Source organism: Microbispora amethystogenes (genome assembly GCF_016863015.1).
GTDB classification, from domain to species: Bacteria; Actinomycetota; Actinomycetes; order Streptosporangiales; family Streptosporangiaceae; genus Microbispora; species Microbispora amethystogenes.
In genome coordinates, this window is sequence record NZ_BOOB01000019.1 from 140,966 (window position 1) to 157,597 (window position 16,632).

Genomic DNA, 16,632 nt, shown 5'->3' on the forward strand with positions numbered 1-16,632 from the left:
TCGCGAAAGTGAACATCGGGCGGGCGGGCCGTTGCGCTTGCCGGAAGTTGTGATGCGATCAGATCCCGAGCACGCGTTGCGCGAACCACACCAGGCCCATCGCGGACACCCCCGCCGCGATCGCCCCGGTCGTCCACAGCCCCGCGACCGGCCGGCGGTGACGCAGCAGGGCGAGCAGCGGGAAGACGGCGACGATGATCGCCAGCTGGACGACCTCGATGCCCACGTTGAAGACGAGCAGCGACCACAGCAGCGTCCACGACCAGGCCTGGTCGATCCCCAGTGCCGCGGCGAAGCCCAGCCCGTGCACGAGGCCGAAGCAGAAGACCACCGCGAGCCGGGTCTGGCCCGCCCGGTCGAGGCCGAGACGACCGTGACCGGCCGTCTCGAGATCCGTGGCGTGTGATCGGCGCCGCCAGACGCGCCACAGGTGCCAGCCCGCGACCACCGCGATCGACAGGGCGATGACGGGCTCGACGAACGACGCGGGCAGCCGCACGAGGCCGAGGGCCGCGAGGACGAAGGTCACCGAGTGGGCCAGTGTGAAGGTCGTCGCCGCGAGCACGATCTCGCGCAGGCGGCGTGATCCCGCGATGAGCGCCAGCAGGAAGAGGATGTGGTCGACGCCGCCGAGCAGGTGCTCGGCTCCGAGCCGGAAGAACTGCCAGAACCGCTCGGCCCAGGACTGTTCGGTGGAGAACGACCGATTCTGGGCGTCAAGAGCCGTGCTTCCGGACTTCAGGTCGAGGTCGTAGGTGACGATCGTCTTGCTGTCGCGCACATAGCCCTCGGAGCCCGGGAACAGCTCGCTGTGCACCTCGTGCGCCTCCGCGGACCGCGGGCACCGGTAGTCGAGGGCCAGCCGCGCGTACGGGACGCCCTCGCGCCGCCCGATCGTGAAGCCGCCGTCCCGCGTGGGGGCGCACGCCGCGCCTCCGGCCGCGACGCGGAAGCGCTCGGTCACGTACGCGACGACCGAGCCGGCGTGCGCGTCGAGCGCGGCGGCCTGCTCCGCCGCGTCGCCGTTCTCGAACGCGGCGGTGCCCGCTTTGAAGAGCGTGTCGTCCTTCCCGGCGTCGGCGGCGGAGACGACGAGCAGGTCGTACTCCAGCTGGAGCTCGGTGCGGACGTGCCCGGTCTGAGGCGAGGCGAGGTGGACGTAGACCGTCGAGGTGAACCCGTGGGCGAGGGCGGGCACGGCACTGAACAGGACGGCCACGGTCACGGCGGCGATGACGGAACAGACACGACGCCGCGCGGCGGGGGACATATTACTCCTTTTCGGGCTTGGCGTACGAAATCTGCTCGATCCGGATGAACGACCGATATCTCGTGAATGAACCGATGGCTAACCAAGCCCGGCGAAGACCCCTTCAAGGCGGAAAGGGTGCATTCGATGAGATAGGAAGTAGGCGCACTTCCCGCCGCCCCGAAGGACGATCTTCATGCGCTCTCGGCTTCTGCCCGCCGGCACGCTGGCCGTGGCGGTCGCGACCGCCCTGCTGGCCGGCGGATGCGGCGCCGGCGACGACTGGTCCCGGCCGCACGGGAAGCCCACCGCCGTCGGCGCCCCGGGCCCGGGCTTCCTCCCGGCCGTCTCGCCCGCGCCGGAGGCGACGATCACGCCCCGGCCCGGCTCGTGGAACGGGGTCCGGCCGTCGGACGGCTACCGCGTGGTGCTGCTCACCGCGGGGGAGGACCGCCAGACCCGGACGCTGGTGAGCGCCGTGACGGAGTGGGCCGAAGAGGAGCACGTCAGCCTGAGGACCATCACGGCCACGAAGCCGGCCGACTTCGTCCCGGCCATCAGCAGGGCGATCGGCCTGAAGCCCGATCTCGTCGTCAGCGCCGGTGACGCGCTCGTCGACCCCCTGGCCCTGGTCACCCCCAACCACCTCGACCAGCAGTTCCTGGTGGTCGGCGCCGAACTGGCCGAGCCCACGGCGAACGTCACCGCCGCCGACTGGGCCGGTGCGTCGTTCCGCGGCGAGGGTCTCGGCATGTCCTCGACGTACGACTCCGCCAGCTTCACGCCCGAGCGCGCGGGACGTGCCGTCCGGGCCGGTGTCGCGGCCGTGCTCAGCGGCCTCACCGGCAACGTGATCTGGCTGGACTAGGCGATTGAGGAGCTAGCGGCCGGAGACGAGGTGGGCGTAGACGATGACGTTGTCGCGGTAGTGCCCGGTGGCGTGGTCGAAGGCTCCGCCGCAGGTGATGAGGCGCAGGCCGGGAAATTTCACCATCCCGTAGACCTTGCGGGTGGGGAAGCGGTCCTTCGGCACGCTCTCCAGGGAGTCCACCTCGAAGACCACCTGGCTGTGATCCTTTCTGGAGATCTTCACCGTGTCGCCCGGGCGCAGCTCCCCCAGGCGGAAGAAGACCCCCGGCCCCTTCGCCGAGTCGACGTGACCGGCGATGACGGCGGGGCCGCGCGCGCCCGGCGACGGGCCGAGGCGGTACCAGCCCGCCTCGCCGACCCTGGAGAGAGGCGGCACCTCCAGAGTGCCGTCCGGGTTCTTGCCCAGCGTCATCAGCGTGGTGCGCACGCCGATCTGCGGGATCTCCAGCATGACCGGCGGTGACGCGGACAGCGCGCGTGCCGTGGCCTTCGGGTGCGCCGGCGGGGTGGAGACGGCGGCGGGAGGGGCGGGCGGAGCCGCCGGGTGGTCGCCGGCCCGGCCCACTACCACCACGACGGCGGCGACGGCCGCGAACAGGCCCACGAGGACGGCGACGGACCTGCCCACTTGATCACCGTTTCTGATCGAAAGCTCCCCGCGCATCATATGTCTCTTTCGTGTAACCCAATCACTTTGGTCGCGCGTGTACTCTCATGTGAGTAGTAAGGGGTATATGGCGGCTTGCAAAGATCTGGACGGTTTTTAGTGGTTCAGTCAGAAACTCTGCGCAGGCCGCCGCAGCCGGATCGCGTCCCCGCGATCTTCGATCGCGAGCGTGCCGGCCCGGGCCGCCACCGGGCCGCGAAGGGCGCGGACGGCAAGCGGGCCCTCCCGGAGGTCGACCACTCGCGCATGCACGTCACCGTGCTGGTCCCGGCTCACAACGAAGAGGACCAGATCGCGGAGACGATCACCTCGCTGCACGCTCAGCGGCGCAGGCCCAACCGGATCATCGTGATCGCGGACAACTGCACGGACAGGACCGCGGACGTCGCGCACGCGCACGGCGCCGAGGTCATCAGGACGGTCGACAACCGCCACAAGAAGGCGGGCGCGCTCAACCAGGTGCTCGAAGTGCTGCTTCCTCTGATGGGATCGCGGCACGCGGTGCTGGTCATGGACGCGGACTCGGCGCTCGATCCCGGTTTCGTCCACCACGCCGTGCTGCGGCTCGCCACCGGCGAGCTGGCCGCGGTGGGCGGCACCTTCACCGGCAAGCCGGGCGGCGGCATGGTGGGCATGTTCCAGCGCAACGAGTACGCGCGCTACGCCCGGGACGTGCGGAGGCTGCACGGAAAGGCGCTGGTGCTCACCGGGACGGCGACGCTCTTCCGCGCGCTCGCCCTCAAGGAGGTCGTCAGGGCCCGCCGCACCGGACGCCTCCCCGGTCGCGACCAGGTGTACGACGTGCGCGTCCTCACCGAGGACAACGAGCTCACCCTGGCGCTGCTGCACCTGAGGTTCCGCATCCTGTGTCCCGCCGAGTGCACGCTCACCACCGAGGTCATGGAGACCTGGAGGGACCTGTTCAAACAGCGCCTGCGGTGGAAGCGGGGCGCGCTGGAGAACCTCACCGACTACGGCTGGACGCGGGTCACGTTGCCCTACTGGGGCCGCCAGCTCCTGTCGCTGGTCGGGATCATCGTGATCTTCGCGTACCTCGGCGCCACGGCCTGGTCGATCGCCGTCACGGGCACGCTCGAATTCCATCCGCTCTGGGTGGCGGTGACGGGCGTCTTCATGATCGAGCGGATCGTCACCGTCCGGAGCAGGGGCGGCGGGCAGATGGCCGTCGCCGCCCTGCTGTTCGTCGAAATGATCTTCGATGTGTTTCTGCAGATCGCACAGGCGAAAGCCTTCTGGGACGCCGCGTGGCGTCGGGAAAGGAAATGGTGAACATGTACAACAACCCACCCATCGGGGGCGTTGCGGCGGGCTTCGGCGGTGCTGCGCTGACCGCCCCGTTCATGGGCTTCAACGCGCTCTGGGTCGCCCTTGGCCTCTTCACGCTGGTGTCGGCCGCGGTGGCCGTCAAGCGGATCATCCCCAAGCGCGAGGCCTGACCCCGGTTCGGGGCGCCCGGCGCCCGCGGCCCTCGCGTGGGGTGAGACGACGGAAGGCCCCTCTCGCCGTCGTGACGAGAGGGGCCTTCCTCAGCCGGGATCAGGGATGGACGCCGTACAGCACGCGCCTGCCCAGCGGCCTGGCCGCCGTCCCCGGGAACTCGGTGACGGACCAGAGCATCGGCGTGCTCGTGCCCCGGTTCCAGTAGAGGTCCTGGACGCCCGTGCCGGCGTAGTGACGGGCCACCGTCGTCGCGCCCGGCCGGGTCACGAAGCGCCCGGCGGCGCCTCCGTGACTCGTGGTGAACTGGTACGTCCCCTTCCAGGACACGCCGCCCTGCGTGTAGCGGGCCGGCTGTGTGAACACCTGGGTCGGCCTCGCCGTGCCGTCCGAGGTACGCAGACAGCCCCTGGCGCAGGAGGCGGTGTCCGGCATCAGCGGGAAGCGTGCCACGCGTCCCGTGCCGCAGGCGGAACTCGTGCACCACTCACCCGTGAGGAAGCTCGGCGGGGAGGTGCTCCTGTCCAGGCCCGCGTACGTGTAGCACGGCGGGTAGCGCAGATCGCCCGCGTGGCACGGCTGCGGCGTGGTCAGAGGGCCGACCGACGGCCGCCATATGCCGCGCAGCGGCAGGAGGAACCGGTAGCCCTTCGAATAGAACCAGCCGTTGTGCAGGCCGAGAGGGCGCTGCCGGTACGCGGGCACCGACACGTCGGCCACGCGTGTGCTCGCCCTGAGGTCGAGCAGGTCGCGCATGTCGAAGACGAGGATGCCGTTGAAGTCGCGCCGCTGGCCGTCGTCCGCGATCAGAAGGTAGTTGTGATACCAGACGAGACCGCCCGCGTGGGTCGGCACCGACTCGAAGGTGACCCGGCCGTTCCGGTAGCGCGGCAGCCCCAGCAGCACGTTCTGGTACCGGTGCACGGACGGCCCGGCCTGCGCCTCGTCCACGAACGACACACGGGACGCGTTGGGTGTCTTGTCGCCGCTGCTCGTCCGGTGATACCAGCCGACCGCGAACGCCCGCACCCCGTCGACGGAGCCGCCGCTGTTCGCGTCCCAGGTGCCGCTGACTCCCTGGGGATACCAGTCGCGGCTGGTGGAGTCCTCCTGGTTGAAGCAGATCCAGCGGTCGGTGAGCACCGGGTGCGGTCCGCCCAGCGCGCCACCGGGGCCCTTGGCCTCCGGACAGCCGGCATGGTCGCTGGGGGCGACGTGGCTGGGCGTCTCCAGCACGCGGGACAGCGGCAGGCGGGGCCGGCCGGCCAGGTTCAGGTCCCTGCGCAACTGGGTGATGAGCCCCGGGTACGGCCTGTTGTCGGGGCCGACCTCGTCCCAGCGCAGCGAGTAGAGGGTGTTGGTGTTCACGCTGAGCCGGGTCATCGGCGCGGGGTTGTTCGACGGGTCGTTGGCTCGCGGCACGCCGGCCGCCGCGCTCTGGCTCACCGCCAACGCCGCCGTGAGCACGGCGGCGGCCGACACCGCTATCAGCGTGCGAAAGGGACGGGATCTCACATGTTCTCCTGACTGGCCCGGATCGTTTCTGTGCATCTACCGACGCGAAATCGCTGATGCGCCTCTGGAATGCGTGGAAAACGAAATTTCCATACACCCCGGCCGCGCCGATTCTCATGGTGGCCGTGCATTCGAGAACATAGCAGCGGCTGGTCGGGGCACCCGTCCCGATAAAAGATCGGCCGCCCTAATGGGAGTGCAAAGAACGGGGAAACAACCGAGGCGAACGTTTCCGGCGTCGCTCGTTCGATGTGATCTGCCCGGACTTGCCATCAATGGACCGGGGGCGTGCGGCCGTGAAACGGCTGTCCTGATAAAAGGGATGTATGGCGACGCCTGGGGACCGGACGTCCGCGGGCCGGTGGCAGTTCTGGGTGGACCGCGGCGGCACGTTCACCGACGTCGTCGCCTGTCGCCCGGACGGGCGGCTGGTGACGTGCAAGCTCCTGTCGGACGACCCGGCGCGCTATCCCGACGCGGCGGTGGCGGGCATCCGCGCCCTGCTGGACGTTCCCGCCGGGGAGCCGATCCCGGTCGAGCGGATCGAGTCGGTGCGGATGGGCACCACGGTCGCCACCAACGCACTGCTGGAACGCCGGGGCGAGCGCACCGCGCTGGTGATCACCAAGGGGTTCGCCGACGCGCTGCGCATCGGCTACCAGAACCGGCCGCGCATCTTCGACCGGCGGATCGTGCTGCCGGAGATGCTGTACGAGCGGGTGGTCGAGGTGGACGAGCGGATCACGGCCGGCGGCGAGGTGCTGCGGCCCCCCGACCTCGGACGGCTCGCGCCCGAGTTGCGGCGGCTGCGCGAGGAGGGCGTCCGCGCGCTCGCGGTGGTCTGCCTGCACAGCCACCTGCATCCGGCGCACGAACAGGCGATCGGGAGCCTGGCCCGGCGCGCGGGCTTCGCCCAGGTGTCGTGCTCCGGCGAGGTCAGCCCGCTGATGAAGCTGGTGCCGCGGGGCGACACCACCGTGGCCGACGCCTATCTCTCTCCCGTCCTGCGCCGGTACGTCGAGGCGGTGGCGCGGCAACTGCCCGGCGTGCGGCTGATGTTCATGCAGTCGAACGGAGGGCTGGCGGAGGCCGGGCACTTCCGCGGCAAGGACGCCATCCTGTCCGGCCCGGCCGGCGGCATCGTGGGCATGGCCCGCATGTCCGCGCTCGCCGGTTTCGAGAAGGTGATCGGCTTCGACATGGGCGGGACCTCGACCGACGTGTCCCACTACTCCGGCGCGTACGAGCGGGTGGTCCAGACCGAGGTGGGCGGCGTACGGCTGAGCGCGCCGATGATCGCCATCCATACGGTGGCGGCGGGCGGCGGATCGGTCCTGCGCTTCGACGGCGGGCGCTACCGGGTCGGCCCCGACTCCGCGGGCGCCGACCCCGGCCCGGCCTGCTACCGCAACGGCGGTCCGCTGTGCCTCACGGACGCCAACGTGATGCTCGGGCGCGTCCAGCCCGGCCACTTCCCCAAGGTCTTCGGCCCGGACGGCGACCTGCCCCTCGACGCGGGCGAGGTGCGGCGCCGGTTCGCCGGGACGGCGGCGGAGATCCGCCGCCGGACCGGCGACGAGCGCGATCCGGAGCAGGTCGCCGAGGGCTACCTGAGGGTCGCGGTCGAGAACATCGCCGCCGCGATCAAACAGATCTCCGTGCGGAAGGGCCGCGACGTCACCGAATACGTCCTCACCACGTTCGGCGGCGCCGGAGGCCAGCACGCCTGCGCGGTGGCCGACGCGCTCGGCGTCCGCACCGTGCTGGTGCCGCCGATGGCGGGGGTGCTGTCCGCCCTGGGCATGGGCCTCGCCGACACCACCGTGATGCGGGAGCAGTCGGTCGAGGCCCGGCTGGATCCCGCCGCGGCGCGGCGGCTGACCGGCCTCGCGGACGCCCTGGAGGCGGCGGCGAGGCGGGAGCTCCGGGACGAGGGCGTGCCGGACCGGCGGATCCGGGTGACCCGGCGGGTGCGGCTGCGGTACGAGGGCACCGACACGCCGCTGCCGGTCGACCTGGCCGGCCGGGACGCGATGGCGGCGGCGTTCGAGGCCGCCCACCTGCGGACGTACTCGTTCCTCATGGACCGTCCGCTGATCGCGGAGGCGGTCTCCGTCGAGGTGGCCGGGCTGACCGGCCAGCCCGATCCGCCGGAGATGGGCCGGGCGGCGGGGCCCGGCGGCCCCGCACCGGCGGAACTCGTGCGGCTGTTCACCGGCGGGGCGTGGCGTGAGGTGCCGCTCCACGAACGGGACCGGCTGCGTCCCGGCGACGTGGTGCGCGGCCCGGCGATCGTCGCCGAGGCCGACGCGACCACCGTCGTCGACGAGGGTTGGCGGGCCGGGGTGACGCCGTACGGGCACCTGCTCCTCGAACGGGTGACGTCACGCCGGGAGGCCACCGGCGTGACCACGGAGGCCGACCCCGTGATGCTGGAGGTCTTCGGCAACCTCTTCATGTCGATCGCCGAGCAGATGGGCGCCCGGCTGGGATCCACCGCGCAGTCGGTGAACATCCGGGAGCGGCTGGACTTCTCCTGCGCGTTGTTCGACTCCGGCGGCGGCCTGATCGCCAACGCGCCGCACATCCCGGTGCACCTCGGCTCGATGGGCGCCAGCGTCAAGGAGGTGGTCCGCCGCCGCGGCGACGCGATGCGGCCCGGCGACGTGTACGCGATCAACGATCCCTACCACGGCGGCACCCATCTGCCGGACATCACGGTCGTCACCCCCGTCTTCGGCGGCGACCCCCCGGAGATCCTGTTCTTCGTCGCCTCCCGCGGCCACCACGCGGAGATCGGCGGGCTGACCCCCGGATCGATGCCCGCGGGCAGCCGGAACGTGCACGAGGAGGGTGTGCTGTTCGACTGCCGGCTGCTGGCGGACCGCGACGGCCTGCGCGAGAAGGAGACGTGGCGGGTGCTGACCGAGGCGCCGTACCCGTCCAGGGACCCCGCGACCAACCTCGCCGACCTGCGCGCGCAGATCGCCGCGAACGCCAAGGGCGTCGAGGAGGTCGGCGCGATGATCGATCATTTCGGCCTCGGCGTCGTGCGCGCCTACATGCGGCACGTGCAGGACAACGCCGAGAGCGCGGTGCGGGGGGTGATCGGCGCGCTCCGCGAGGGCCGGTGCCGCTACGAGATGGACTGCGGCGCCGTGATCTCGGTGCGCGTCTCGGTGGACCGGGCCCGCCGTACCGCGACGATCGACTTCACCGGCACCTCGCCGCAGCTGGACACCAACCTCAACGCGCCGACCGCCGTGGTCACCGCCGCCGTCCTGTACGTCTTCCGCACCCTGGTCGACGACGACATCCCGCTCAACGACGGCTGCCTGCGGCCGCTGCGGATCGTCGTGCCCGAGGGGTCGATGCTGGCCCCGGTGTACCCGGCGGCCGTGGTCGCGGGCAACGTCGAGACCTCGCAGGCGATAACCGGGGCGATCTACGCCGCGCTCGGCGTCCAGGCCGAGGGGTCCGGGACGATGAACAACGTCAGCTTCGGCGACGAACGGCGCCAGTACTACGAGACCGTCGCTTCGGGATCCGGAGCGGGCGACGGGTTCGACGGGGCGTCGGCGGTGCAGACCCACATGACGAACTCCCGGCTGACCGACCCCGAGGTGCTGGAATGGCGCTTCCCCGTGCTGCTGGAGGAGTTCGCCGTCCGGCGCGGCAGCGGCGGCGCCGGACGGTGGCGGGGCGGAGACGGGGTGGTGCGCCGCATCCGCTTCCGCGCGCCGATGACCGTCAGCACGCTGTCCGGCCACCGCCGGGTGCCCCCGTACGGCATGGCCGGCGGCGCGCCCGGCGCCCTGGGGGCCAACCGGGTGCGCCGCGCGGACGGAAGCGTGGTCCGCCTCTCGGGATGCGACTCGGTCCGGGTGTGGCCGGGCGACGTGCTGGAGATCGAGACGCCCGGCGGCGGAGGATACGGCCCCCCGGTCGGCGGCTGACGTGACCTGGCCCGCGTGACTCGCGGCCTGCGCGCCTGCCCCTCCCATCTCGGGCCTCAGGCCCTGCCGCCGCGGCACCCACTAGGTAGAAAGCGCCGCTCTACCAATGTGTAGCTTGTACGAATACACATTCTCGTGATCAATCCTGCATAGGTATGCACGTGGGCCTCCCACTCCGGGTGGGGTTCCCTGGTCGGCCTGGCCGCATCCCGCCTACCCGTCCAGTCAGACGGCAGCGGCTCTCATTGATCCACAACCAGTTCCCAAGGGCAGGCGGTGATCCTTTCGTGTGTCTCACAACGAAAGGAGATGACTGGATGAACAAGAAACACAAGGCCGTGATGGTCATGGCACTGTTCTTCTCGGCAGGCGCCGCAAGCCTGATCAGCGCCGGCCCCGCCGCGGCGATGCCGACAAACTGCGACTTCTATGTGTGCGAGCCGGATGGCGGCAGCGGAGGCGGCACCACTACAGGCGGCGGCGGTGGCGGTGGTGGCGGCGGTACGCCGCAGCCGCCGCCGCCTCCCCCCGGTGGCGGGAGCCCCGACGGCGGGACAGGCGGCGGAACACCCCGCCCCTACCCCCCTTCACCCCACCTGGATATCTGCGATGTAGAACCCACAGCCCCAGGGTGTCGCGTGTTCTGATTTCGCGACGCCGAGGCCTCCCCGCAGCGGCCTCACCTGCCCGGTCACAACAGGGTCTGACCGTGACGGAATGTGCCCCGGGTCGTTGCCCTCTGCGGCGGCGAGCAGGTTCTCCGCCGCCTCGGCGTGCTCTCGGGGCGCTGCTCATCCTTCTCCGGGCGTAGGCAGGCGGCGGACGATGACCGCGGTGGTCCGCGCCCTGCCTACGGCGGGACGCCGGTCCAGACGACCTCGCGGGCGATCACCCGTAGGTCGACGTAGGAGGCCGCGATGGTGCCGAGCGGCTCGATCTCGTCCAGCTCGCTGTAGGACTCACGCAGGCTCGGCACGTCGATTCGCGCCCCGGTGTCGCCGAGGGTGGGCTTGGTCAGGACGACCTCGCTGATGCCCAGCGCGAACCAGGAGATCAGCTGCGGCATCGGGTTGGCGCCGGCCGGGGTGCCGGGCCCGCGTCCGCGAGGCGGGACGCGGGAGGCGGGCAGGCCTGCGGGAGCGGATCGCCCACGGCCGGTCATGCACGAAATCGGGGTCGTCCAGCAGGTCGGCGGGCTCCACGATCTACTCGCCTTCGATCTGGGGCTTGTGCAGCAACCCTACGGCCAGTGGCGTTAGCGAGCCGATGGGGCAGGGCTTACCGCCGCTGACCGGTCCGATGCGGGTGCTGGTTCCGGATGCGGGCCTGCGTGGGATGGACCGAGCCGCTCAATCCCCAGGGTTCGGGAAGCCCTCGGGGCGGTGTTCCGTAAGGGGATCCCCCAACGGAACACCCCCCAGCCTGGATCGCGGCCCAGGTAGGACGCTAGGCGTCATCCCGCTTGTCCAGCCATTTGAGAATGGCCTGGTTTGTTTCTTCGGGTTTTTCCTGCTGGATCCAGTGGCCGCAGTCCAGGCAGACCACTTCCACGTTGGGTACGAACTCTGCCAGGTTTTCCGACCTCGCGACCGGGTCCCGGTCGCCGTAGATCATGAGGGCGGGCTGGTGGATGATCGAGTCCACGTCCGCCAGGAGGCGCCAGTTGCGGTCGAGGTTCCTGTACCAGTTGATGCCGCCGGTGAATCCGGATGTTTCGAAGGCGGAGACGAGGACGGCCAGTTCGCTGTCGCTCATGATGGGTTCGCCGAGGGGTGTTTGCGCTCTGGCGAGGTTGATCAGTGCCATGCCCGGCTGAGGCTCCGGCGGCGGCTGGTTCTTCCGGTACAGGTTGCGGAGGAACTGGGCGGTGTTGTCTTCGAATACGGCGTCGGCGACGCCCGGCTGCCGGTTGAAGTGGACGAAGTAGAAGTCGCCGCCGAGCATGTCCTCCATGAACTCGATCCACGGCTTTTCCCCGCGCTCCTGGTAGGGCAGGCTCAGGTTGATCACCTTGTTCACACGGGTGGGGTGCAGCAGGGTCAGGCCCCAGACGACGAACGCGCCCCAGTCGTGGCCGATGAAGGTGGCGTCTTGGTATCCGTAGTGGTCCAGGAGCGCGACGAGGTCACCCGACAGGTGTTCGATGTCGTAGTCCGTCACCTCGGCCGGGCGGGAGGAGTTGCCGTAGCCGCGCTGGTTCGGGGCGATGACGTGGTAGCCGGCCGCGGCGAGGGCGGGCATCTGGTGGCGCCAGGTGAAGGCGTGGTCCGGCCAGCCGTGGCAGAGCACGACGGGCCTTCCCGCGTTCTCCCGGCCCGCTTCGAAGACTTCGAGCTCCACACCGTTGACCGGAATGAGGGTGGGCTTGGGGAAATCGGTTGAGGTCATGGCGCCATCCTGACGCCGAAACCGGTCACCTCATGACCGGTTTGTGTGGGAGTTTTGTGGGCGTGCGAACCGACCGGCTGGTGGCCGTCCTCCTCATGCTGCAACGGCGCGAGCAGGTGACAGCGGCAGAGGTCGCCCGGGAGCTGGAGGTCTCCGAGCGCACCGCCCGCCGCGACCTCGACGCCCTGGCCATGGCCGGGGTGCCCGTGTACTCCACGCAAGGACGGGGCGGCGGCTGGCGCCTGGTGGGCGGCGCCCGGACCGACCTGTCCGGGTTGACCGCGGGTGAGGCCCGCGCCCTGTTCCTGGTCGCCGGCCCGGCCTCGGCCGCGACCCCGGCCGTGAAAGCAGCCCTGCGCAAACTCGTCCAAGCCCTGCCGGAACCCTTCCGCGCCCAAGCCGAAGCAGCAGCATCATCCTTGGTCATGGACCCGCGACGATGGGGGTCGAGCCGGGTCGAGCACCGACCACCTCGCTTCCTCGACGACCTCCAGGACGCGGTGATCCGCGGCGTCCAGGTGCGGCTCGGCTATGTCGACAGCAAAGGCGCCGAAACCGAGAGGACCGTCCACCCGCTGGGCATCGTCGCCAAAGGCCCGGCGTGGTATCTCGTCTCCCACACCGAAACCGGCCGACGGACCTTCCGGATCGACCGCGTGACATCCGCCGACCCGACCGGCGATCCCGTGCACCGGCCCGAGGACTTCGACCTCGCCGAGAGCTGGCGCGAGATCGCCGACGAGATCGACCGCAAACGAACACCTCTGGAGGTCCAGGCCGTCTGCGCGCCCCACGCCATAGGCATTCTCCGGATCGGGTACGGCGACCGACTCGAAGTCGGAGGCACCACGACCGACGGACGCATCGACGTCGTGATCCGCGGCCACGACGACCACACCCTCGCCGGCGAACTCGCCGGGCTGGTCGAATGGCTCGAAGTGACCGGCCCCCCGGGTGTGCGAGACCACCTGGCCTCGATCGGCAACGCCCTCGTCGAGCGATACAGCTGACGCCGGCACGGGCGCTCAGGCCACGTGCTGAGCATGCTCGACGAGCATGATTCGATCGCGGGAAGGTACTGCCGATCGCCTCTCCGTCATCTTCCTGCGATGCCTACGCTTCAGCGAAGCGCAGGTACGCCGACGCGACCTGCAGCTGTCGCACTTCTCGGACCGTGCACCAGTGGAGATCTTCACGCTTCTTGAAGCGGACAAGACGGAGTTTCGAGAGCACAGTTCTGGTGAACAACGTGGGTTCGTCTGTTCTGGCAGACGGTCATGACGTCGGCGGGTCCGTCGGCCTGGCTCGCTGAGGGTGGATCGTCTCGTGCCGGGCCAGCATCACCACGTACTCGGCGATCTTCCGGGTGCGCGTCTCGGCTCGCTTGACGGCATTGACCCGGCTGATGAGAGCGAAGCGGTTGGTCTTGGTGAGCACCTCGAACATGGCCTGCGCCGCTGGGTCGGCGCCGATCGCGGCTCGCAGGTCGGCCGGGACCTCCGCTTCCGACGGCGGTGCATAGGCGGCCGTCCACCGCCCGTCGGCCTTCGCGGCTTCCACCGCGGCACGGCCAGCGGGCAGCATCAGGCCGGCCGCCTCCAACCGGTCCACGTTGGCGACGTTGCGCTGGGACCAGATACTGCGGGACCGGCGCGGGGTGAACCGCCTCCAGGAACTCTCCTCGTCGCGCTTGCGGGCCTGCCCGTCGATCCAGCCGAAGCACAGTGCCTCATCGACCGCCTGCTGCCAGGTCAGCATGGTGACAGAGCCGCCCTTCCTGGTCAGGGCGAGCCACACGCCAGGAGAGGCAGTGTGGTTGCCCAGCAGCCACGCGCGCAGCGCCGAGCTGTCAGCCACGATCAACTCGTCCAGTTCGGTTCCGGTCACCACCGCAGGCTAGTACCGCGACCCGGTGTCGCGACTGGTCCGGGTGGCTCGTTGAGCTGGCGCCGGCGGCTCCGCCACCCTCTACCGGGCCGACCCCGCCGGCTGTGCGGAGGACCCGTCGGCGGTCGCGATGGATTCCCAGATCGACGCGACGCCGGCGCCGGCCTCGGCGATCGAGACCCCTTCACTCAGATCTCGTCATCATCCTCGGTGCCGTCGGGGTCCGGCAGGTCGCGGAGGGCGCCGGGGGGTGAGGTCGGGCAGGGCGAAGCTGTAGGTGCCGTGGACGCCTAGGCCTGGAGCTTGCGGCGCAGGTCGGCGGCGTGGGGGTGGCCGAGACCACGCAGGATCTCGTACGCCTCCCGCCAGTGCTCGCGGGCCGTCTCCGGGTCTCCCACGGCCTCGCTCGCGTCGCCGAGGTGGCCGAGCAGCTGGGCCCGCAGGGCCGGGTTGTCCGTCGTGGCGGTCAGCCGCAGGCCGCGCCGGAAGTGCGGGATCGCGCTCATCGGGTCGCCGAGCCGCTGGTGGAGCACGCCCAGCGTGTCGAGGGTGACCAGCTCGTTCGGCCGGTCGCCGGCCCGTTGCTGCAGCTCCAGCGCCTGGAGGTGGTACGGCAGGGCCTCCTGGAGGGAGCCGAGCTCCGAGAGGTACCAGCCCACGGCGAGGGCGGCCTTGCCCGCCCAGTAGGGGTCGTCGATCTCGGTGAAGAGCGCCAGCGACCGCCCGGCCTGGTCGAGCGCGCGCTCGCCGTCGCCCTGCAGCCAGTAGACGTAGGACAGCACGAAGCGGTTCTCCGCCTCACCCGCCCGGTCTCCGGCGGCGAGGCTCAGCCGGAGCGCCTCCCGCATGTGGGCGTGCGCCTCCTCGAACCGGTCGAGCCTGCCGTGCACGGCGCTCAGGAAGCGGTGCGCGTGCGCCGCCGCCGGCCGGTCGGTCATCGCGGTCGCGGCGCGCAGCGCCACCGCCCACGCCGCCCCCTCGTCGTGCCAGCGCCGCTCGTCGTTCAGGAACGTGTCCAGCGCCCAGCTCAGCTGCCACGCGTGCCGGTGCATCCCCTCCTCCTCGGCCTGCCGCAGCGCGGCCAGCAGCACCGAGTACTCGGTCTTCAGCCACTCCACGGCGGCCGTGAGGTCGAGCACCGGCTTCGGCTCGGAGCCGTCCACGGGCGTGCCGAGAGCCATCGGAATGGGCGCGCGCACCGGGTTCAGCACGAGCTCGGCGTGATAGGCGGTGTGCGTGTAGTGGTCGAGCAGCCGGGTCAGCGCCGCCTGCCGACCGGCCTCGGACTCCTCGGCCCGGACGCGCTCGGCGGCGTACGCGTGCAGCAGGTCGTGCATCCGGTAGCGGCCGGGCGCGTGTTCCACGACCATGCTGGCGTCGGTGAGCTCGGCCAGCGTACGCCGGACCTCGGGCAGCGCCCGGCCGGCCAGAGCGGCGGCGGCCGCGAGCGCGATGTCGGCGCCTGCGACGAGCCCGAGCAGCCGGAACAGCCGTGCGGCGTCCCGGCTGAGCGCGTCGTAGGACCAGGAGAAGACGGCGTCGATCTCCAGCGCGGCGATCCGGCCACGGGGATTGCGCAGCTCGGTGGCGATCGCCTCGGGCGGGAACCCGGTCAGCTGCGCCCGCGCGCCGACCAGGGCCAGCGCCAGCGGGAGCCGTCCGCACGCGGCCGCGATCGCGGCCACCGCGTCGCCGCCCTCCGCGGCCGGGGCGAGCCGGCGGCCGAGGAGCTCGACCGCCTCCGGGAGGTCCGGGACGTCGAGCGTCAGCGCCGTGGCGCCGGTCTCCGCCACCAGTCCGGTGAGCCGCCGGCGGCTGGTGACGATCGTACGGGCGGCGGGGCCGGCCGGCAGCAGGGGCAGGACCTGCTCGGCGTCGCGGGCGTTGTCGAGCACGACGAGCAGGGCGCGCCCGGCGGAGTGGCTGCGGTAGAGCGCCACCAGTGCCGTGAGGCCGGACGGAACGCGGTCGAGCGGCACCCCGAGCGCGTCGAGGAACCCGCGGATCACCTCCGCCGGCTCCATCGCGTCGTGGCGGGAGAAGCCGCGCAGGTCCACGTACAGCCGGCCGTCCGGGAAGCGCGGCGCGGCCCGATGAGACCAGTGGACGGCGAGGGACGTCTTGCCCACCCCGGCGGGGCCGGAGACGGCGACCACCGCGGACGTGGCCGCGTCGAGCACGCGCAGCGCCTCGGCCCGGCCGGTGAAGCCGTCGACGTCGGAGGGCAGCTGCTCGGGCACCGGCGGCCGTCCGGCCTCGCGCCGCCCGGCCCCGGGTTCCCCGGTTTCCGGCTGCGCGCTGTCCGGTCTCGAGGCCTCGGGCTGTTCGGTGAAGGGCCGCGCCGCGGCGGACAGTGCGGCCTCGCGCTGCCCAGCGTCGGGTTGTCCGGTGTCCGGCTGCCCGGCCTTCGGACGCGGAGTCTCGGGCTGCGGGGCCCCGGGTTGCGCGGCGAGCTGGAAGGCGGCCCGGTCCTCCGGAGACAGGTCGAGGGCGTCGGCGAGCATCCGGACGGTGCCGGCACGGGGCACCGGGACCCGGCCCGACTCGATCTCCCGGATCTGCCGCTCGCTGACGCCGGACAGCGCGGCCAGCTCCTCCTGGGTGAGCATCGCCCGGATACGCAGGCCACGCAGCATGCCGCC

12 protein-coding genes are annotated in these 16,632 nt (G+C 71.2%); 5 read left to right on the plus strand and 7 right to left on the minus strand.

From position 1 onward, the window contains the following. Positions 1-58 precede the first annotated feature (58 nt). Complete coding sequence (locus tag Mam01_RS15400; protein WP_204286005.1) at positions 59-1,270, minus strand: HupE/UreJ family protein; 1,212 nt, start codon at positions 1,268-1,270, stop codon at positions 59-61. 175 nt (positions 1,271-1,445) lie between these two features. Here Mam01_RS15400 and Mam01_RS15405 point away from each other — a divergent pair, with 175 nt between their 5' ends. After that, on the plus strand, positions 1,446-2,117 hold the full coding sequence (locus Mam01_RS15405; RefSeq protein WP_204286006.1) for a type 1 periplasmic-binding domain-containing protein: 672 nt from the start codon (positions 1,446-1,448) through the stop codon (positions 2,115-2,117). A gap of 12 nt (positions 2,118-2,129) precedes the next feature. Here Mam01_RS15405 and Mam01_RS15410 read toward each other — a convergent pair whose 3' ends face one another. Continuing rightward, entirely contained in the window at positions 2,130-2,747 is a 618-nt protein-coding gene (locus Mam01_RS15410) for a class F sortase (RefSeq protein WP_239101323.1), read from the minus strand. A gap of 138 nt (positions 2,748-2,885) precedes the next feature. On the opposite strand from Mam01_RS15410, the gene Mam01_RS15415 reads away from it, so the two are divergent. Both Mam01_RS15415 and Mam01_RS15420 read left to right on the plus strand, forming a co-directional pair. Then, the gene (locus tag Mam01_RS15415) at positions 2,886-4,076 is read left to right on the plus strand and encodes a glycosyltransferase family 2 protein (RefSeq protein ID WP_204286008.1); all 1,191 of its coding nucleotides are present in this window, start codon (positions 2,886-2,888) and stop codon (positions 4,074-4,076) included. Then, the gene (locus tag Mam01_RS15420) at positions 4,070-4,243 is read left to right on the plus strand and encodes a hypothetical protein (RefSeq protein WP_204286009.1); all 174 of its coding nucleotides are present in this window, start codon (positions 4,070-4,072) and stop codon (positions 4,241-4,243) included. The genes Mam01_RS15415 and Mam01_RS15420 overlap by 7 nt, the downstream gene beginning before the upstream one ends. A 100-nt stretch (positions 4,244-4,343) precedes the next feature. On the opposite strand, the gene Mam01_RS15425 is transcribed toward Mam01_RS15420, so the two are convergent. Then, the gene (locus Mam01_RS15425; RefSeq protein ID WP_204286010.1) at positions 4,344-5,759 is read right to left on the minus strand and encodes a hypothetical protein; all 1,416 of its coding nucleotides are present in this window, start codon (positions 5,757-5,759) and stop codon (positions 4,344-4,346) included. Between the two features lie 326 nt (positions 5,760-6,085). Here Mam01_RS15425 and Mam01_RS15430 point away from each other — a divergent pair, with 326 nt between their 5' ends. Next, positions 6,086-9,715: a hydantoinase B/oxoprolinase family protein gene (locus Mam01_RS15430; protein WP_204286011.1), complete on the plus strand. Its 3,630-nt coding sequence runs from the start codon at positions 6,086-6,088 to the stop codon at positions 9,713-9,715. Between the two features lie 850 nt (positions 9,716-10,565). On the opposite strand, the gene Mam01_RS15435 is transcribed toward Mam01_RS15430, so the two are convergent. Together Mam01_RS15435 and Mam01_RS15440 are read right to left on the minus strand one after the other, a co-directional pair. After that, entirely contained in the window at positions 10,566-10,877 is a 312-nt protein-coding gene (locus Mam01_RS15435; protein WP_204286012.1) for a hypothetical protein, read from the minus strand. A gap of 284 nt (positions 10,878-11,161) precedes the next feature. Then, complete coding sequence (locus Mam01_RS15440; protein WP_204286013.1) at positions 11,162-12,103, minus strand: alpha/beta fold hydrolase; 942 nt, start codon at positions 12,101-12,103, stop codon at positions 11,162-11,164. A 62-nt stretch (positions 12,104-12,165) separates the two neighbouring features. Here Mam01_RS15440 and Mam01_RS15445 point away from each other — a divergent pair, with 62 nt between their 5' ends. After that, positions 12,166-13,113 (plus strand): helix-turn-helix transcriptional regulator, encoded by a 948-nt coding sequence (locus tag Mam01_RS15445; RefSeq protein ID WP_204286014.1) that lies wholly within the window; start codon positions 12,166-12,168, stop codon positions 13,111-13,113. A 265-nt stretch (positions 13,114-13,378) separates the two neighbouring features. On the opposite strand, the gene Mam01_RS15450 is transcribed toward Mam01_RS15445, so the two are convergent. Next, positions 13,379-13,990: a YdeI/OmpD-associated family protein gene (locus tag Mam01_RS15450; RefSeq protein ID WP_204286015.1), complete on the minus strand. Its 612-nt coding sequence runs from the start codon at positions 13,988-13,990 to the stop codon at positions 13,379-13,381. 290 nt (positions 13,991-14,280) lie between these two features. Then, a complete protein-coding gene (locus tag Mam01_RS15455) occupies positions 14,281-16,626 on the minus strand; it encodes an ATP-binding protein (protein ID WP_204286016.1) in 2,346 nt (781 codons plus the stop codon). Positions 16,627-16,632 lie beyond the last annotated feature (6 nt).